We start from the raw sequence: 19,671 nt of genomic DNA on the forward strand, positions 1-19,671 counted from the left end.
GCCTGAGCGGCGTCGAAGGGCGAAGCCGAGGTAAGCCGAAGTAGCGAAGTCGAGGTAAGCCGAGGTAAAGGAGCCGAAGTGTTAAAAATTATTTCGGTTCATGCCCCACCCAAGCGTGGGCGGAACAAATCCAAAATCCAAAATTCGGCTTGCCCCACACCCAATCTTGCTGGGGTCAATCCAAAATCCAAAATCCAAAATCCAAAATTGATAGACTGGTACAAAAGCTTCTAGCGACCCAAATCAATTGTGTATATCAATTGAGTAATTCTATCGTACCTAAATTAAGGAATTGCTCACATAGTCAAAGCCAGACTTTAGTTTTTCAACATTTGGAAAACCATTTAAAAATATGGGTAAATTTCGGTAATACTGCCAACTTAATTGATGTATTAATAAATACAAAATTTATTGGTATTAGCAGAAGATTAGGATACAGCCAAAACAACTTTCAATACTGTCAACAACAATTGATTGAAGAGATATGTAGCCATGCATAACGAGCAATATGTTTCAAAATTGCAGCGCGTGCAAGAACTTTTAGTAACTACTGTGTTAGGGGATATTCCTACACTCATTCTGGGTCCGAAGTTGCGTAATTTGGGATATCGTAGTATTTTTGCTCAAATAGGCAGCCCAGTTTATATTCAAAATGGTGTTGAATTTAACGGTACTTCTTGTATTGAGATAGGCAGTGGAGTATATATTTTTAAGGGTGTACGGATGGATGCTAGAGGACACAAAAATAATAGAATTCATCTAGGAAATAGAGTTGCTATTGAGCGTAACGTTGATATAGGGTCTTTGGAAGATACGTGTATATATATTGATGAAGACACCTTCATTGCTCCCAACGTATGTATTGAAGGGCCAGGAGACATTAAAATTGGCAAACATTGCATGATTGCTGCCCACTCAGGGATATATGCCAATAATCATAATTTTGCTGATCCGATGGAGCCGATTAAATATCAAGGTGTTACTCGCAAGGGAATTGTGATTGAGGATGACTGTTGGCTAGGGCATGGAGTAACGGTATTAGATGGGGTTACTATCGGTAAAGGCAGTGTTATTGGTGCGGGAACAGTTGTCAATAAAGATATTCCTCCTTTCTCCGTTGCTGTAGGCATACCTGCACGAGTAATCAAAAACCGAATTGGCAAAGACCTAGCAAAAGTTCAAACCGAAAAATAGGGCATTGGGGAGCCACTGCGCCCTTACGGTTCCCCGACTTAAAGCAAGTGGCATTATGGGGCATTTGGAATATTAACTATCCCCTGTAAGCTATAGTTACCTTTTTTGGGAAACCTTTGCCGTCAGTTAACGTCACAAGAGTAAACAGTCTCTGAGTTATTTTTTAAGGGCATCTAAAAGTCAGACAACTGACATCTTGCACCATTCTCAATAACTGTAGGGTAGGCACTGCTAGTCCCTAATCTCCAAGTCCCCAGCGATGCACTGAGCTTGTCGAAGTGTCCCAAGTCCCTAGAGTCCTCTAAAAAAGGGACGAGATTTGGGTAATATAAAGGAGCTATCTTTTCTGCATGGCAGATCCTGAAAGAAAAGCTTTCTTTGTCTTACCCCTTGGAGATATTTCTATGCTGACTTTAAAAATCGCTGTTTATATTGTTGTTGCCTTCTTCGTAATTATCTTCGTCTTCGGATTTTTGTCGAACGACCCAGCTCGTAACCCCGGCCGTCGGGACTCAGAGTAAAAGGCGATAAATCATCCGCGACTTTGGAAGGCGGAAGATACTAAACGCCACGGAAACTTATTAAACTTTCGCCTAGTAAGTTTCCTCCTCCAAGTGGCTTGCAGCAGGTAGCAGAAGGCGACAGTCAGAAGGCAATAATGTATATTTATCCTTCCGTCCGTCATTTGGCTGTTTGTTAGCCCGATTTTGCTCAAATATGCTTCATCCAGTTCTGCCACCCGATCCGCCTCCGATCCTCGAATCTTTACAACCTGTAAATCCCGCCCCATCTGCTAGTTATACAAAGTTTCTTTCAGTTGTAGAGACTGGAATGCAGGAAAAGACAGACAAATCCAAGCAGCCCAAAGATTTGACTCAGTTGGCAATTGCCGGTGACACCAACAGTAATCCGCCATTGTCAACTGAGATCAACTCAACTCAATATGACTTGGTAGTTGTCAAAACTCCCTCTGTATCCCATCCACTAGAAATTTCCGCGATCACCGCACCTGGAAGTGCTGCACTTTTGGGGCAGTCGCTGGTTGTTGGTAATCCCACGCAGGAGGTTAAAACCTCTAATCGCCAAGATAAAGAAGACACAAAGACAAGTCTGAGTGCCGGACGCCGACGCTCGGAACTTCTCCTCAGGTTGTCGCTGCACAAACAAAAGACGCAAACCGAAGCGACTGCGTTGCCAAGAAAAGTTGGAGCGGAGGCTTCCAACCTAGATGCAAAGCGGCTTGTGGTCAAACATCCCAACTTCGGAGAGTTCTCGACCTTGAACCAAGTGGCATGGGGAGACGCAAAACGTGAACCTTCTCAAAAACTCGGTGAGCGATCGCCAGATCCCAACTCTAGTGGTGAAGAAAAACAAACCTTTTTAAATGGTAGCTTTAGCTATAGAGTTTCCCCAAGTCCCCAAGTCGCTCAATCTTTGCGTCCTCTTCAAATTGCGCCAAGTCTCACAAACAGCAACAGGTTAGTCGAATCCAAGGCGGAAATTTTAGCTGAGAAGTTAACCCAGCAAAAACAGCAAAGTGATATTACTGCACCACAGTCTCTAGGAAGAGACAATATCTCTGTATCTGCTGCTGATCTTGCACCAAGTTCTCAATCAGTACAAAATTTTATAAAATTCAAGTCTCGCAGTCCGACAAACCAACTCTCAACGCCCCTCACTGTAGAATTCAATTCCCAAATCCAGCAACAAGCTCAAGTACTAACACCTACACCACAGGTGGATACTACTAATAAGCCACAAGGTCAACCATCTGGTACAACTGCGCCAGCCAGACCGAGAATTGTGGAAGTCACTTCAGATCGGCAAGAGTATGACGAGGAACGACGAATTATTACAGCTGTTGGGAATGTAGTTGTGCGATTTGATGGGGCGGTAGTGGATGCCGATCGCCTGCAAGTCAATTTAGACAACTTGATCGCTGCGGGGGAAGGCAACGTAACTTTAACACGGGGTGATCAGGTACTGCGTGGACAACGCTTTACCTATAACTTTGTTCAAGACAGTGGGGAAATGCTAAATGGTAGAGGAGAAATTTACGTACCCTCAGCACAAACAGATTTTGCTTTCTTATCCACGGATGTAAGTGCTGGTGGAGTCCCAAAACGTCCGCCCAGCGATCGCATTATAGCCAATCAGCCCGTTTCCGGTGTGAGCAGCCCTGGAGGAATTGATGTGACAATTGGTGGTCGGACAGGCGCTACTAACATCCCGCCACCAAAAACAGGGGGTGTAGTCAAGCGGCTCAGGTTTGAAGCTGAACACATTGACTTTTATCCCCAAGGCTGGCAAGCAAAGGATGTCCGCATCACCAATGATCCTTTTTCACCCCCAGAACTAGAATTACGGGCAGATACAGTAACTCTGACGCGAGAATCACCCTTGGTAGACCGCATCAGGACACAGAAGCAGCGTTTGGTATTGGATCAAAGACTCTCCTTACCAATTCCGGTGAATGAGCGGACTATTGACCGCCGGGAACGAGACGTTACACCTGCAATAGTTTCCCCTGGCTATGATGGAAAAGATCGGGGTGGTTTGTATATTGAGCGTGGTTTTCCAGTGATCGATACAGACCAGACTCGCTGGACGATCACGCCCCAGTTGCTAGTACAGAGAGCTGTGCAAGGAGGCACGGGTGACTTAGGCGCACTGTTTGCTGTAAAGACAAAGATAAATTCTGTTTTGAGTCCACGAGCAGTAGTTGAGGGGACTGGGGAGTTAACCAGTTTTGACTTAAACAAGGTGGAAGATAATTTGCGAGTGAATTTGGGATTGCGCCAAATAATAGGGACTTCCCTTCCCCATATCTTGAGTCTGCAATATAACTACCGCAATCGTCTCTACAACGGTACTCTCGGCTTTCAAACCGTCCAGAGCAGTCTTGGCGGCATTATTACCTCTCCTGTGATTCCTTTAGGAAAAAGTGGTATCAACCTTACCTATCAGGCAAGCGCTCGATATATCAATGCCAACACTGATCGCCAAGACTTACTAGAACCAGTGCGGGAAAACGATCGCATTTCACTAGGTCGTTTACAAGCCAGTGCTTCCCTCAGTAAAGGGCTGTTGCTGTGGCAGGGAAAACCATTACCACCCACTGCCACTGAGGGATTACGATACACAGCTAACCCTGTAGTTCCTTACTTGCAAACGTTCGCTGTTCTTACGGGCACTACCAGTTATTACACCAATAGTGACAACCAAAGCACCCTAACTGCTACAATTGGCTTACAAGGGCAAATTGGTCATTTCTCTCGACCTTTTTTAGACTATACCGCCTTTAATATTAGTTATTCTCAAGGCTTAAATAACGGATTATCACCCTTTTTGTTTGATCGCTTCGTTGATAACAAAGTGTTGAGCGCCGGAATATCACAGCAAATCTACGGCCCTTTTCGCTTAGGCTTTCAAACATCTGTTAACTTGGATACTGGTAGAGAAGCTAGCACCGACTACATTTTGGAATATAGCCGTCGCACCTATGGCATCACCTTACGTTATAATCCAGTGCTGGAGTTAGGTGGCTTCAGCATTCGAATTAGTGATTTTAACTGGGGTGGCGGCACTGATCCATTTTCTGAAATTAAGCCAGTAGTAGGTGGCGTGCAACAGGATTATTAGTCAATCGATTTTGGATTTTAAATTTTGGATAATGGAATTTACCCCGACCACTTTTTGGCTTGAGGCAATCAATTTTAGATTTTAGACTTTCCTGCGGAACGCTACGCGAAGGGCTACGCTCAGTCGAACGATTTTAGATTTTAGATTGGAAGAAAATACTTAGAAACCGCCGTGTTTTTATTTAAACAATTCTTCTATTTAAACAGGACTTACGCAAGAACTCTTTGAAACTCTTATTCCTTTGTGTCCTTTGCGTCCTTTGCGGTTCGTTTTATCATGATTTTGCGTAAGTCCTGTTAAAATCCAAAATTAACGGAGCGGGGCATGAACCGAAATAATTTTTAATCTAAAATTGGCACGGTCAAATAGTTATCAGTTGCCCTACCCGACACTTGATTCTCTAGCCACAATGGGTACTTTCTATTTACAGATTTTCTATCTTTTGCCCAGTCTAAGGACTTGGCACGACTCGACAGCCGATCGCACAATTGGTTAATGCACTACCAGGTATTCTCAGGTTGGCATAATCGCCGCTTAGTTGAACACGTGACGGTGGTTGGTGTAGAGTTGCACAGCATCTTTGAACTGCGGCTTGGTACTCTCGCCATTGCTTACGGATTGCTATACTGGCGGCATCGTTGCCTAAGTCTGAAAATCTTAGCCCAGCGCGAATTAGCCAAGATTCTACATCAGTTGTTTCACCCAGTATTTCTGGAATGGGATTAATCTTTTTCATGAGTAATATCTTATACGTGTATTCACGATTGCTCATTTCACTTTAAGAGAAAGGATGAATACTAGCCAATATAATTTTTTCTCAAAATCATAAATAAAAATGATTAAAAAAAAAGTTCATACCTGAGTATTCATACTCAGATATGACTAATGAATTACTATTACGGCTGGCAAACATCATTGCTTTAGTTGCCGAATAAGCCGTTTTCTAGCTTGTAATCACTAGAAGCGATAGCCTAATCCAGCTTGAAAGCTGACAGCATCAGCATCACTATTTCTGTAGGCGTCAATACCCCATTTAGTATCGCCATAGGCAATGACATTGTTTCTAACTTCTGATTCAATACCAAGGGTGACTACAGGTGCATTCTGATTGCCCAATGGGGTTTTTTGACCTTCGTCAGTTACAAAAGAATAACCACCACCTAAGTAAACATTAGTATTTTTGGCGATGGGCGCATCGTAAGTCACTATGGGCATAATTGCGGCAGCATCACCACCATACAGCACAGAACCTCGCAGTGAAAGAGGTGTTTTGGGAACGGCGTACCGTCCTTGAATATTACCCCCAAGTTGTGCCTCATCGTTTCCTTGTCCGCCACTGGTTGCACCAACAGCAATACCAGCACCGATGTAATTGCCGTTTGTACCCGCAGTTTGAGCAGAAGCAATTCCCGCTGAGAGGACAATAGAAGCAACAGCAAGGAAAGACGCAGCTAATTTTGTAAGTTTCATAGAATTCTTCTCACCAGAGTTAGTAAAATCAATATTCTCTAGTACTAGAATCTCTTTTTTTACAAAATGTAACCTCGCACACCTGGCTCACCCAAATGGCTGAATTATTAATCACCCATTTGGGTGTACCAACTGAAATTTTCAAATATAACAGTTACTTCTTCAAAAAGCGCTGACGTAGACGAAATATAAAAATATTCACCTCTGCTATTTTCATTGATGAAGCGATCGCAGCAAACACCGCAATCCCCACGAAGCCAGATACACACAACTGCAACAGCAATATCAGTAAACCCGTTTTACCTAACAACTGCTGAGAACCAACCAAAGTCCCATAGCTTGCTACCCCAGCGACGACGCTACCAGCAGTCAAACCCAAAATCGGCAAACTCCACTCACGCCAAGGTAAACCATTAAGTCTGTGATCAAGCAACCATAACAGCATTAATATTGAGCTGCAATTTACACCCACTGTTGCCAACACCAAACCGGGAGCACCAAAAGGTTTAACGAAAAACCAATCTAATAAGATGTTGAGCAAGATGTTAAAAACACTGATACGAAAAGGTGTCTGTCCATCGCCTAAAGCATAGAATACCCGCACCAAAACATCACGTCCCAAATAGACAAACATCCCAATCCCATAAGCGACTAACAATGATGAAACTAGTTGTGTAGCTTCTGGCTTGAAAGCACCGCGTTCATATACCATCTGCACAATAGGTACAGATAGCGACACCATCAGTGCCCCTAACGGTAGCATGGTGAAGGCAGTCAGTAGCAATCCTTGGCGAATGCGTAATTTTAACTCTGGCCAATTTTCTGGGCCAGCTAGTTTGGCAAATATAGGTAATAGGGGCAGCAAAATGATATTAGAAATAATCCCTAAAGGAGTTTGTACTAATAGATTTGCATAGTTAAATCCTGCCGCAGCACCAGGGATAGGACTGGCAAAATAAAGGTCAGTGGCGACATTAATTGGCATCATTCCAGAGGAAATTGTTGCCGGAGTCATGATTTTAATTACTTCTTGAACGCCTGGAGATTTAAACTCAAACCGCAGGCGTAATGTGCCTAATCCTAACCGCCACTGGACAATTAGCTGCACTAACCATTGGAGAATGGCTCCTGCCAAGGTTCCCCAAGCTAACACCATTCCACCGATTAAAGCGGACTCCGGCTTAATAATGTCCTTGCCCAGTTGCATAGCCAAGATACCAAGACCGCCAACAACGGTAATACTGGATAATAAAGGACTAATGGAGAGTAACCAATATTGATTGGCTGTATTGAGAGTACCAAAGCCAATGCCAATTAAACCGGCAAATAAAGCCATCGGTGCCATAATCCGGATCTGTTGAATTGCGATCGCTCTGGTTGTCTCTTCCAAACCTTGACCGACGAAATCAATGATCGCATCCGCAAAGAAAATCTGAGCAACTGTCACCAACAACAGCAATCCACCCACCAGCGTTGTCACGGTTTCCACTAGGGGAGCCGCTTCTTCTCGCCGACGCTTGGCTAAAACGCTGACAATTGCACTGTGTAATGGGCCGTTTACGCCACCTAGTAATATTAATAGAAAGCCAGGGATAATATAGGCATAACTATAGGCAGTGGCAGCTGCACCAACACCAAAAGCGGCAGCGATCGCTTGCTGCCGCACTAAACCGAAGACTTTACTAATTAATGTGGCTGCGGCAACAATGCCAGCAATTCCAGCGAAAGAACGAGAGGGTTTTTGGTCTTGTTGTGTCACGAATTATACCCGACAACTCTTGCAGAGTGCATACTTTAAAACATTTAACCTGAAATCCCGCAGTTTGTCAGGTAAATTTTGACAAATTAGTGATTTTAAATGCCTACACCAACGGTGAAAGCAGAGCGATGCTTACGGTGGTCACTGACTTGTACAGAGCGCACTTGTACTGAGTGGCTTGTGTTGAGCGTACCCCTGCGGGGAAGCAAGCTACGCGTAGCGTCTCCAAGAGTTGCCGAGGTAAGCCGAAAGGAGCCGAAGTAGTCGAAGTAGCTTTGCCGTACCTCTACGGGGATCTTGCTAGCAAGAGCGTCTCGTAGAGAAGTGCGGGCTGTGCCTACGCTCAAAATTAAATTCCTGAGATTGCTATGATACAGCGAATTACAAGTTAGTTAGATAACGATTCAAAAGGGGTTAGATCGTAAGGGAGCGAGGATAAGTAGAGGTTTCTTCTGTTCCTCTAAGACATCATAACTGCTTTGATTTGTTTTTATACTCAACACTGAGATTCTTTACTTACAACCCAAACTGTCTCGTGTTAACACACCTGTAATTGAATTTACGCCATCGGCTCTTTCACACAATAGTGACACTTGATAACGGTCAATCAAAGCGTCTGTAAAATCAGCGCCTGTAATTTCGGCATCGTAAAAGCGGCTCCTTGTCAAAGTTGCTTCTGTAAAAATGGCATTTTTTAGGTTAGCACTATCCATAGTCACGCGATCAACTAAAGCGCCGCTCAGGTTCGCGCCTTCCAAATTTGCTTTTAATAAAACTCCTTTAGTAAAAATTGCGTTGGTTAAATTCGCTCCTTGGAAATTCGCTCCTCGCATTTCTGCTGCTACAAAAGTCACACCTGCCAAATCAGCATTAGAAAAGTCACGATTTTCTAAATTTATATTGTTGTAGTTGATTGTATTTAGTTGAGCAAAAGCCGGTTTTGGACTAAGTATTATCCACAAAAATGCTAGTATTAAAATTACAATTAAACCAAAAAAGCGAAGTAAAATCTTTTTCATAACTTTATTATTTGTAGAGGCGCACAGCTAACTGTGCGCCTCTAGTAACTTATTTCCAATCTTTACCAATGCGGATTGTGAGATCAGATTCTAAATCACCAATTGCCGACACCTCGATTTGACCCAAGCCTAAGACTTTTTGCAAATCAACTCCAACTTGTCGGTTGCCTTTTTGGACAACAATCTGAGTTTGACGTTGGGTATCTGGCCAATCAGGCACTTTGTAAATATTAGTAAAGCCTTTTCGTTTGAGATAAGCAATAACTTTTTCAGTTAGCTGAGGTTGATTGGAAGCATTTTGAATAGCAATTTTGAGGTTAGGAACCTGGCGCATATCTGGCTTTAGACCAGGTACATTTACCCCAACATAATCATTCAACAGGCTCTGTTGTCCAGTCATGTTCAGCCAATAGCTATCAGGGTCTTTGCTAAAACGGCTAAACGTACCAGGCAACACGGTCATTTGGAAATTATCCCGATCCAAGTTGAGTCCGAAGTTCACCAACGCCATCATTTCTTCCATCTTTAGGTTGGTATCAAAATATTTTCGCATCAAGCGAGTTAATTGAGGCAACCTGGGTAAGACGGTGGGACTATTGAGGCGTTGCAGCAGAGCTGCTATTAGTGCTTGCTGACGCTGCACTCTCGGCAAATCTCCCAAACCTGGGTCGCGGAACCGGGCAAACTGTTCTGCTTGTTCGCCGTTGATGGTTTGCCAGCCACTGACTAAATTAATCGACAGCCGACTGCTAGAGTCTTTATATTCCATTGATTTGGGAACAAAGACTTCTACTCCGCCTAACTGATCGACTAACTGCCGTAAGCCGCTAGTAGAAATGCGGATGTAACGATCAATTGGGGCATTATTTAAGGTACGGCTAATTACCCGCGCTGCCAAGACGGGGCCGCCTTTGGCATTGGCATCAGATACCTTAGTTAATCCCTTTTCTCCCTTTTCTGGGATGGCGATCATTGTATCTCTGGGAATCGAAAGCACCCGTACAGATTTTTCACTAGGGTTAAGCCGTACCAGCAGCATGGTGTCGCTTTTCCCAGCAAAGCTTTCTGGTGAACCATCAACAGTACCGCTGACTGGTTCAATCCCCATAATTAAAATATTCATCGGTCGTGAAAGCTGGTACTGGGAGAGTTTGCTCCATAACTCTCCTGGTAGTGGTATCTTTATCTCGTCTTTACCAGCAGTTCCTAAATCTTCATCTGTTCGATCTAGATTACTCCACAACGGAGTCCAAAGGGCCAACGTTGATACCAGCAACCCAGATAAGATGATGCCGAGGACCACCGTCATGATCCACAACAGCCATCGAGGCATGGTCAAGCCCAGTCTCTCATAAAGCTGATTGGGAATTGCACCCACTGATTCGACGACGCTACGGTTCGGATTCGCTGGCTGGTTTAGTTCTACCTCCTCTTGTGCGTCTGCTACTGGTGCAGGCGTTACCTGATTTTCCGGGCGTTGAAGTTGCTGCGATCGCACCTCATTTTCAAATGCTACTTGCTGAGATGTCACCGGATTTTCCGACCATTCGACTTGTTTTATCACAATTATCTCCCCACTCAACCACTCCCTAAAAGTATGTTAATCCAAGCTACAAATATTGCCAGTGGAAAAGCTCACTGTAAACTTGTAATGTTCTTCGGTAGGCGTGTATGACAACATGAATACTTTATTGTTCCCCGTAATCCTTGCTGGTGGTAAAGGTGAACGTTTTTGGCCCCTGAGTCGCAAAGACCGACCCAAGCAATTTTTAAGTCTTGATGGTAGCTCTAGAAGCTTATTACAAGCAACCGCCGATCGATTGATAGAACTCGGTGGCGGGTGGGATTTCTTGTGGGTAATAACTTCTAGTCAGATAGCTGAAGGGGTACGACAACAATTACCTGATTTACCAGTTCAAAACTTACTGATTGAGTCGGAAGGTAGAGACACTGCCGCTGCCGTTGCTTGGACAAGTTTAGAAATCAAACAACGCTATGGAGAAGACGCTGTTATTGGCTTTTTCCCTGCTGACCACTGGATTGCTGATCAAGAGGCGTTTGCACACACATTAAGCGCGGCTACGCAACTGGCAGCAAGCACAGCAGCGATCGTTACACTGGGGATCAAGCCTACTTTTCCATCAACCGGTTACGGCTACATTGAACAAGGTGAAAAAATAGGTAGCTTTAATGAGTTGCCAGCTTATCACGTCAACCGTTTTACTGAAAAGCCCAACTGTGAAACAGCCGAGACTTTTTTATCTACGGGACGCTTTAGCTGGAATAGTGGAATGTTCGTTTTTCGGGCAGGAGTTGTTCTCAAAGAACTACATACCCATGCACCAGAAATTATCGAACCTTTAGAACAACATGGTCCTGATATCTATCCCCAGTTGCCTAAGAAGAGTATAGACTATGCGTTAATGGAAAAGACCACTCTAGCATACGTTTTGCCAGTTGATTTTGGTTGGGATGATTTAGGAGATTGGAATGCGATCGAACGCTTACTCAAAACAGAGGAGACTCTCAATGTAGAACTCGGTACACATGTAGGACTGGATACGCAGGGAGCGATTATTTATGCCTCCAATCCAGAGGATGTAGTTGTTACTATTGGGTTAGAGGACGTGGTGATTGTGCGCGATCGCAATGTCACCCTCGTTGTCAAAAAAGAACGTACCCAGGAAATCAAGCAGATCCTCAAAATTCTCCAAAGTGATTCCCGATTTACCGACCTGCTATAAAAGTTAAAACCCTTGGCAGAGGCGAAAAAGTCTGTTTTTCCATTATAACTTGACAGTCTGTTATTTTATCTGACAGTTATGGACATTATTAGCTTTGAGCCTCTGGCCAAGACAATGGCAATCGAGTCTATTACTGCCTATCAAAAATATATTTCTCCGTCCAAAGGATTTTCTTGTTCCCATCGCTTATTACACGGCGGGGATTCCTGCTCTAATTACATCAAACGCATGTTAAGTGAACATAAGCTCCACCAAGCCGTACAATCATCCATAAAAAGATTCCAAGACTGTGCCGCAGCTAGCAAAACTTTAACAAGTACCAAAGCTACAGCCAACTTCCGTTGTATTGTCATCCCCTGCTGCTTACCTCTTTAAACTTTTCTGCTTTTTTGCAGTTCTTTACATACAAAAATGTTCCTCACCCAAACTGTTCCCCGTCAACGAGAAATTCTTGAAGTATTCCTTCGCAATGGTTGGGACTATATGCGAAGGTTACTTACTGGTGGCAAAGCTGATGAACCCCAGCTACCTACACCTGCGGTTTTAAAAAATATCTTGGTAGACTTGGGGCCAGTTTACGTCAAACTTGGCCAGCTAATGTCTACGCGTCCAGATTTACTGAGCGCCGCCTACATTGAGGAACTCTCAACTCTACAAGACGAAGTACCGCCAGTTCCTTGGTCAGAGATAGAAATAATCCTCCGTAAAGAATTAAAACTTTCACTAGCAGAAACCTTCAGCATAGTTAACCCGATCCCAGTAGCGGCGGGATCAATTGCCCAGACACATCGAGCTACATTAATAGACGGTCGAGAAGTCGCTCTCAAGGTGCAACGTCCGGGAATTGATATTACTATTGCCCGAGATATTGCTTTAATTCAAGGTATTGCCGATTTAGTGGCGCGGACTGAGTTTGGGCAAACCTACGAAATTAAATCTACCGCCGAAGAATTTACCAAAGCTCTAGAAGCCGAGTTAGATTTTACACGGGAAGCGGGTTTTACAGACCAACTGCGGCGCAATTTATCTAAAAGTCGCTGGTACGATCCTACACAAATAGTGGTTGCAGAAATTAACTGGGAATTGACCACACCAAAATTATTGGTGATGGAATGGCTGGATGGGGTGCCGTTCCTGGAGGCAGATTTAAACAGCAACAATAATGGTAAAGACCCAAATGTAGAGCGTAAAGAAATAACTACTTTGTTATTTCGGGTATTTTTTCAGCAACTATATATTGATGGCTTTTTTCACGCTGATCCTCATCCAGGAAACTTGTTTTATCTCAAAGATGGTCGTGTTGCCCTCTTAGACTGTGGCATGGTGGGAAGACTTGATCCCCGCACACAGCAGATATTAACAGAAATGTTGTTAGCGATCGTTGATTTAGATGCTCAAAGGTGCGCTCAGTTAACTTTGCAGCTATCAGATTCTGCTCAACCAGTAATTTTGTCGCGGTTAGAAAATGATTACGATCGCATGTTGCGAAAGTATCACAACGTTAGCCTCACGCAAATAAACTTCAGTCAGATAATTTATGAAGTTTTACAAGTTGCCCGCAACAATAAAATTAGGTTACCTAGCAATATGGGATTGTATGCCAAAACCCTAGCGAATTTAGAGGGCGTGGCGCGGACATTCAACCCGGAGCTTAATTTTTTTGATGAAATTAAACCATTAATTACAGACTTGTTTCGTCGGCAATTACTGGGCGATAATCCAGTGCGATCGCTATTACGGACAGCCTTAGATATTAAAAGTCTGTCTCTCCAATCTCCTCGCCAAATCGAACTGTTATTAGACCGAGTTACCTCAGAAACCTTACAGTGGAATCTATCGCTGCGGGGGTTAGATGGCGTGCGGCGCACTATGGACGATGCAGCTAACCGACTATCTTTTAGTATTTTAGTGGGTTCGCTGATTATGGGTGCGGCAATTATTTCCACCAGAGCGCAGACAACTCAGCTATCTTTTTTAAGCACCACCCTGTTTGCAGTCGCTAGTTTATTGGGTTTGTGGTTAATTATTAGTACATTGCGATCAGGACGTTTACGGTGAAACCTATATGTTGTGCTAGGAAATCATCATCGCTCTCACTGGCAAAAATTCTTGCTTTACTATTTGGAAACACAAATACATACAGCAGTTTGTAACTGAATGAGGTACAGAGCCTAGACTATAAAGCTAGGTATAAAACCTATTTTGCTTACGACTCTGCCAATTTTAGATTTTGGATTTTCAATTGAAAGAAAAATCTGAAATCTAAAATTGAATAACTCCTAACTCGTAACCGTTCACGGGGGGTAAAACATTTGCCTAAATGTCTAAAGCTATTTTTAGCAAGGCTTAGGGGTGATTTCTGGTATGAGATAATCGCTTTCTTTAATGCCTAAAAGACAATTGGCATCCCAGTATAGGACTTTTACCTACTCAAAATTATCCCGAAAAAATCAAATCTAGACTGGTTTTCATACTGTTTCCGTGTGATTTTATATCGGACACTTTTTTGATCACCCTGTAAACGGTTCCCCTAACTCCTGCTGTAAACACCGTGAAACACTAATGATTTGTGTGTGTTTACCCCGAAGTTCTGATTGGTAGAAGCCGCCGCTCAGACTTTTATCTGTGTACATCTGTGGTTCTAATATAAAAAATATGTCAATCATCATTGCTGAAAATCTGAGTAAATCTTATCCAGTGGCAGTTAAAAGTCCGGGTATTAAAGGTACAATCACCCACCTTTTTCGCCGTACCTACCGCTCAATTAAAGCAGTTCAGGATGTTTCTTTTGAAATTGCCCCTGGTGAAGTAGTGGGGTTTTTGGGCCCAAATGGTGCTGGTAAAACCACCACACTGAAAATGCTCACGGGGCTGATTCATCCCTCTAGCGGTACAATCTCAGTAGCTGGACAAATTCCGTTTCATCGTAAAGAAGCATTTTTGCAAAAAATCACCTTGGTAATGGGGCAAAAGCAGCAGCTAATTTGGGACTTGCCAGCGCTAGATTCTTTAAAAATTAACGCCGCTGTATACAACATCTCTGATAAAGAGTTCCAGCGGCGGGTAGGAGAATTAACAGAGATGCTTTCCCTAGAAGGTAAACTTACCCAACCAGTGCGAAAACTATCTTTGGGTGAGCGAATGAAAGCAGAATTGCTAGCAGCACTTTTGCACCGTCCCCACGTATTGTTCCTAGATGAACCAACGCTGGGATTGGATGTAAATGCTCAAGCAGCAGTGCGCGAGTTCTTGCGCGAGTACAATCAGCTTTATCAGGCTACAGTGCTGTTGACGAGTCATTACATGGCTGACATCACAGCTTTGTGTCAACGGGTGCTGTTGATTCATCAGGGGAAGCTGATGTATGACGGTAGTTTAGATGGACTGCTGGAACGTTTTGCCCCCTACCGAGAAGTCCATATAGAATTAGCCCAACCTCTACCGATAGAAAAACTTATGACCTATGGTGATGTGCAACTCTTAGAAGGGCGAGCAGTGCGTTTCATGGTGTCGAGAGAGGCGCTCACCCGCACTGTTTCTCAGATTTTAGCGGATTTGGAGGTAATTGATTTAACAGTTACCGAACCGCCCGTAGAAGAAGTGATTGGACGAGTTTTTCAGGCAGGTGTCGTGTAGTCAGTGCTGCGAGGAATAAAGTTGCCAAGAGGAGAATGCATCACAAATGAAAAAGATTATTAGAAAAGCTCTAACTTTACTGTCAGTATACTACGCCTATTCGGTTGAGTATCGAGCAGAACTAATCTTTTGGGTTTTGTCTGGTTCTTTGCCGATTATCCTCATGGGTATCTGGATACAGGCGGCACAAGGCGGACAGTTTGGGCTATCACCTGTGGATTTTGGCCGTTACTTCATCACGGTTTTCATTATTAGGCAACTCACCGCTGTTTGGGTAATCTGGGACTTTGAAACAGAGGTAGTGGAAGGCAAGCTTTCGCCCAAGTTGCTACAACCACTCGACCCAGTATGGCATCATGTTGCGGGGCATATTTCTGAAAGATTTGTTCGGCTAATGTTTACTTTTCTATTAGTGGCATTATTTTTTATTCTTTATCCCCAAGCTTTTTGGTTACCAGGTTTAAGTAGATTTTTGCTATTTACATTGGCGGCGGTGCTAGCTTTTGCTTTGCGGTTTACGATTCAGTACACCTTTGCTATGTTCGCCTTTTGGACAGAACGGGCTAGCGCTTTAGAAAGTTTTTGGATGTTATTTTATCTATTTTTATCTGGTTTGATAGCACCTTTAGAGGTCTTTCCGGAAGCTGTACGGAAAATAGTCATGTTTACGCCTTTTCCCTATTTGATTGATTTTCCTGCGAGTCTTTTGGTAGGGCTACCTGTGGATATAGGGCGAGGATTTTGGTCAATGGTGGGTTGGATATTAGTGTTTTTGGGTGTGAATCGCTTGCTGTGGCGTGCGGGTTTGAAGCGGTATTCTGGAATGGGAGCATGAACAATTCATAATTAGGAGGTTTACCACCCCAGAGTTTGGCTAAGTTAAGGTAATTTAAAACTTCCTTAATAAAAGAAAGATTTCTCGAACACTGATATATCCCACCTCAAGATTTGCTGGACTAATATCAATTCTGTATGAAGATGTCTAATATGAAGGTAGCAAAAAAGCCATAACAGTTTCTAACTGGCTCAATTGCCTATCGGCGCAAATAATTTGTAATGCCTGTTGCACTTTGCTACAGATGTTAGAGGTTGTTTGAAAAGTGGTTAACTGTAATTTTAATTGCGTTGTTACCCCCCTTAGTCCCCCCTTATAAAGGGGGGAAACAAGAAAAATCCGGTTCCCTCCCCGTATGTATTGGGGAGGGTTAGGGAGGGGTAAAAAAATATTTTATACATCATTATGGATTTTTCAAACATCCTCTTACAAATTACTCGGTATCGTCTTGAACTTTTCTGCTGATCCCAAAGAATAATCTTCTAATTTAAAATCAGCAAAAGGCTTCTTTTGTAACCTATCTCGTAATGCCTCATCCAGAATTAAACCTGCTGATTTTTTTTTAACCCCAATGATTATAATACTTCTCTGATATTTGGTTAAATCCTGATTTCCCTGACAATCACTCCGTTGAAATTGTCCTAAATTTAATCTTCGATAACTTTTGACGCTTGGTGTATTAATAAATAAATTTTTCACTAAAAATTGTATTTGTTTAGAACGTTCTAAAGCCATACGTTCTTGAACTGCTATATCTGCCTTACAAGAAACTGTACCTACAGAGATAATCTCGGTAGAATCTTGCATTATATTCTGGATACCTTCTTGTTCTAAGTTCAATTTTAAAAGGTCTAAACTAATAATTTCATCATTATATTTAATTTGAAAATTGCTACCTGAAAGCCATTTATATTCTAGTGATAAAACAGCTATATTAAATTCGGCTACTTTCCCCTGACTATCCCTACCTTCTTGATAAGGAAAATAATCAATTTTACCTTTTTTTTCGGGAGATTGTTCGTAATTTTGCATCCCAGTAAATTTTGATGTCCGTGTTGCTAAAGCCACTATACTAAGTAATCCTAATATTATTAACAAGACTGTAAAAAATGCCAGTAGTGGTACTTCTTCTGGCTGTTTCTGTGGAGTCAATGAAGTTTGAGTAATTGGTGGTAGCAATTGATCGACGTTACAATCTTCTACTAAATTAATGTTTTCCGGATTAGTTTCTGTTAGTTGGGTTTCAATTTCTTCTAAGCGCTGTAAAATTTGCTGAGTGTTGGCAGGACGCTTTTTTATATCCGGTGCTGTTAGCCAATCAATTAAATTTAATAGTAAAGGTGAGATATGGATAGCATGATTTTGCCAGTGCAATAAATTGTGTTGGACATCATACATATCTAAGGGATGGTGTCCCGTCAGCAAAAATATAAAGGTGCGTCCCAAGGCAAAGAAATCCGATTGCGGTACTGCTTGACCATTCATTTGTTCTGGGGCGCTGTAGCCAGATGACATCAATGCTGTCATCCCGTCGCCATTGCTGAGTTTGTCTGGGTTGGTTCTGCCAATTTCAGTGGCGGTGCCAAAATCAATCAGTACTAAATTCCCCCAACCCTTCCCAAGGGGAGAGCGAATCATGATATTAAATGGCTTAATATCTCGATGCAGGTACTGTTTAGCATGTACTAAATCCAAAATTTCTAGCAATTGTTTTAACCAGGCTATAGCTTGTTCCTGTGAAATAGGGTAACTTTGCTGCTGCTGTAGCCACTGTTCTAAGTTGTAGCCTTCGATTTTTTCCATTGCAATGCAATGCAGCACTAAACCATTTCGGGTTTGATACTGGAAGTAACTATCCTCCTTGGGAATACCGGGATGCTTGAGGTTTCCCAGCACAGTTACCTCTTGCTGAAATAGTTCTACTGCTTTGGCATCGTATGATACATCTTCTTTAAGTATTTTAAGGATTTTGGGGGTATCTTGTTCGTATGCCTGATAAACTTTACTAAACCCTGTTTTGTCGCTCAACAGGCATGTCACCCGATAACGTCCTACCAATTCCAAATGGGAACCACAACTTTGACAAAAGCGGTTTTGATGATTATTCGGGTGATTTGGTTTAGGGCAAACGGGATTGATACAAAGGCTCATGACTGGCTTATCCGTACTTGAAGGGGAACGTAGACGCAAAAGGGTTTGTCGCTAGACATCGCTCCCAATACGGTTCAGTTAAGGATATTTGTAGGTTGGGTTTCACTTCGTTTAACCCAACAAACCACAAAAAATGTTAGGTTTCGTTCCTCAACCCAACCTACCCAGGTTTTAGTTTTTGGCTTTAACTAAACCGTATTGACATCGCTCCTATTAATTCTTCTGTTGCCGAATGATAATCCCGTCCAAATAATCATGAGATTTTCTATTTGTGTTCTGCCAAGAAAGCTGCTACAGTTTGGTTAAATGCCTCTGGTTGTGTCAAAAACGGCCAATGATTGCCGGGAACTTGGCAGATGCGTAAGTTTTTAAGATAGGTTTTGTAGGGTTTAATTTGCCAATCTTGGCGGTTCAGTCCTTGTTCTGGTTGGACGAAGATGGCAGGGGTGTTAAGGGGAATTGTAAAACCAGGCACTTGCATTACTGCTTCAAAAATACCGTCGCGGGCGGCTATGGTAAATTTGCTGCCCCAACTACCATCAGGTTTTTGTTCTATTCCTGCTTGGAAAACTTGCTGCTGTAAGGAACTCCATCCTTGATATTGCTTTAATTGCCTTGCTTGTTGTTCGGCTTCTTCATGACTGGCAAAGGGGCCCATGCTTTTGAGAAAAGGCAAGAAGCGATACAACATGGGAAAAGTTACCTTGAGAAGGCTGGGCATTTTCCAGATGAAAATTGGATCGACTAGAATCATACTCCGCAAACGCTTTGGGTTTTGCCTTGCCCAGATGGCGGCTAATTTGCCTGTCCACGAATGACTTACAATATGGGCAAAAGTCCATCCGAGATGATCCATCAGTGCTTCGAGGTCTGCGATCGCACTTTCAAAACTATAATCTTTCTCAGGCTTACTACTTTGGCCATGTCCGCGCATATCTGGTGCAACTATGTGGTAGTCTGCCGCTAAGTAATCTCCTAAACTAGACCAGACTAGAGCATGGTCGCCTAAACCGTGTAACAGCAGTAAAGGTTCTTGACCTTGGTTCCACTCTAAATAAGAAAGTTGGATATCAGGTTTTGATAAAGTTTGACGTACAGGCATGATTGCACATCCACTAGTGAAGAGATAGTTTGGCGTTTATATAGTACTGCCAAAGCAGATGGGGAGACTGTTTTTTGAACGTGACGAGAAATTTGCTCGTCTTATTCCATAACGCACCC

General features: G+C 42.9%; 17 protein-coding genes. 8 read left to right on the forward strand and 9 right to left on the reverse strand.

Annotated features, from left to right (window positions below):
* Positions 1-492: 492 nt before the first annotated feature.
* The 3 genes from V7K40_RS24140 (at position 493) to V7K40_RS24150 (ending at position 4,836) form a co-directional block, all read left to right on the forward strand.
* Positions 493-1,194 carry an acyltransferase gene (locus V7K40_RS24140; RefSeq protein WP_334964219.1) on the forward strand — a complete coding sequence of 234 codons (702 nt, stop codon included), beginning with the start codon at positions 493-495 and terminating at the stop codon, positions 1,192-1,194.
* A 404-nt stretch (positions 1,195-1,598) separates the two neighbouring features.
* Positions 1,599-1,715 (forward strand): photosystem II reaction center protein I, encoded by a 117-nt coding sequence (locus V7K40_RS24145; protein ID WP_273769737.1) that lies wholly within the window; start codon positions 1,599-1,601, stop codon positions 1,713-1,715.
* Positions 1,716-1,911: 196 nt separating this feature from the next.
* Positions 1,912-4,836 (forward strand): DUF3769 domain-containing protein, encoded by a 2,925-nt coding sequence (locus V7K40_RS24150; RefSeq protein WP_334964221.1) that lies wholly within the window; start codon positions 1,912-1,914, stop codon positions 4,834-4,836.
* Positions 4,837-5,287: 451 nt separating this feature from the next.
* Here V7K40_RS24150 and V7K40_RS24155 read toward each other — a convergent pair whose 3' ends face one another.
* The 6 genes from V7K40_RS24155 to V7K40_RS24180 all read right to left on the reverse strand — a co-directional run bounded on the left by V7K40_RS24155 (position 5,288) and on the right by V7K40_RS24180 (position 10,648).
* Positions 5,288-5,572 (reverse strand): hypothetical protein, encoded by a 285-nt coding sequence (locus tag V7K40_RS24155; RefSeq protein WP_334964223.1) that lies wholly within the window; start codon positions 5,570-5,572, stop codon positions 5,288-5,290.
* A 221-nt stretch (positions 5,573-5,793) separates the two neighbouring features.
* Positions 5,794-6,306, reverse strand: coding sequence for a hypothetical protein (locus V7K40_RS24160; protein ID WP_334964225.1), 513 nt, complete (start codon positions 6,304-6,306; stop codon positions 5,794-5,796).
* 154 nt (positions 6,307-6,460) lie between these two features.
* A complete protein-coding gene (gene murJ, locus V7K40_RS24165; RefSeq protein WP_334964227.1) occupies positions 6,461-8,065 on the reverse strand; it encodes a murein biosynthesis integral membrane protein MurJ in 1,605 nt (534 codons plus the stop codon).
* A gap of 95 nt (positions 8,066-8,160) precedes the next feature.
* Positions 8,161-8,412 carry a hypothetical protein gene (locus tag V7K40_RS24170; protein WP_334964229.1) on the reverse strand — a complete coding sequence of 84 codons (252 nt, stop codon included), beginning with the start codon at positions 8,410-8,412 and terminating at the stop codon, positions 8,161-8,163.
* Between the two features lie 165 nt (positions 8,413-8,577).
* On the reverse strand, positions 8,578-9,084 hold the full coding sequence (locus V7K40_RS24175) for a pentapeptide repeat-containing protein (protein WP_334964231.1): 507 nt from the start codon (positions 9,082-9,084) through the stop codon (positions 8,578-8,580).
* A gap of 49 nt (positions 9,085-9,133) precedes the next feature.
* Positions 9,134-10,648: an LCP family protein gene (locus V7K40_RS24180; RefSeq protein WP_334964233.1), complete on the reverse strand. Its 1,515-nt coding sequence runs from the start codon at positions 10,646-10,648 to the stop codon at positions 9,134-9,136.
* Positions 10,649-10,763: 115 nt separating this feature from the next.
* Here V7K40_RS24180 and V7K40_RS24185 point away from each other — a divergent pair, with 115 nt between their 5' ends.
* The 3 genes from V7K40_RS24185 to V7K40_RS24195 all read left to right on the forward strand — a co-directional run bounded on the left by V7K40_RS24185 (position 10,764) and on the right by V7K40_RS24195 (position 13,886).
* The gene (locus tag V7K40_RS24185) at positions 10,764-11,828 is read left to right on the forward strand and encodes a mannose-1-phosphate guanylyltransferase (protein ID WP_334964234.1); all 1,065 of its coding nucleotides are present in this window, start codon (positions 10,764-10,766) and stop codon (positions 11,826-11,828) included.
* A gap of 114 nt (positions 11,829-11,942) precedes the next feature.
* Positions 11,943-12,203 carry a membrane protein insertion efficiency factor YidD gene (gene yidD / locus V7K40_RS24190; RefSeq protein WP_334964615.1) on the forward strand — a complete coding sequence of 87 codons (261 nt, stop codon included), beginning with the start codon at positions 11,943-11,945 and terminating at the stop codon, positions 12,201-12,203.
* Positions 12,204-12,239: 36 nt separating this feature from the next.
* On the forward strand, positions 12,240-13,886 hold the full coding sequence (locus tag V7K40_RS24195) for an AarF/ABC1/UbiB kinase family protein (RefSeq protein WP_334964236.1): 1,647 nt from the start codon (positions 12,240-12,242) through the stop codon (positions 13,884-13,886).
* A 452-nt stretch (positions 13,887-14,338) separates the two neighbouring features.
* Here the strand turns inward: V7K40_RS24195 and V7K40_RS24200 are convergent, their stop codons facing one another.
* Positions 14,339-14,497: a hypothetical protein gene (locus tag V7K40_RS24200; protein ID WP_334964237.1), complete on the reverse strand. Its 159-nt coding sequence runs from the start codon at positions 14,495-14,497 to the stop codon at positions 14,339-14,341.
* On the opposite strand from V7K40_RS24200, the gene V7K40_RS24205 reads away from it, so the two are divergent.
* Both V7K40_RS24205 and V7K40_RS24210 read left to right on the forward strand, forming a co-directional pair.
* Entirely contained in the window at positions 14,484-15,464 is a 981-nt protein-coding gene (locus V7K40_RS24205; protein WP_334964239.1) for an ATP-binding cassette domain-containing protein, read from the forward strand. The two genes, V7K40_RS24200 and V7K40_RS24205, sit on opposite strands and share 14 nt — an antisense overlap.
* A 46-nt stretch (positions 15,465-15,510) precedes the next feature.
* The gene (locus V7K40_RS24210; protein WP_334964241.1) at positions 15,511-16,299 is read left to right on the forward strand and encodes an ABC-2 family transporter protein; all 789 of its coding nucleotides are present in this window, start codon (positions 15,511-15,513) and stop codon (positions 16,297-16,299) included.
* A gap of 426 nt (positions 16,300-16,725) precedes the next feature.
* On the opposite strand, the gene V7K40_RS24215 is transcribed toward V7K40_RS24210, so the two are convergent.
* Entirely contained in the window at positions 16,726-18,450 is a 1,725-nt protein-coding gene (locus tag V7K40_RS24215) for a serine/threonine-protein kinase (protein ID WP_334964243.1), read from the reverse strand.
* Between the two features lie 265 nt (positions 18,451-18,715).
* Positions 18,716-19,552, reverse strand: a complete 837-nt coding sequence (locus V7K40_RS24220; protein WP_334964245.1) for an alpha/beta hydrolase — start codon at positions 19,550-19,552, stop codon at positions 18,716-18,718.
* Positions 19,553-19,671: the final 119 nt, after the last annotated feature.

It is taken from the genome of Nostoc sp. (genome assembly GCF_036917195.1).
In the GTDB taxonomy this organism is placed as follows: domain Bacteria; phylum Cyanobacteriota; class Cyanobacteriia; order Cyanobacteriales; family Nostocaceae; genus Nostoc.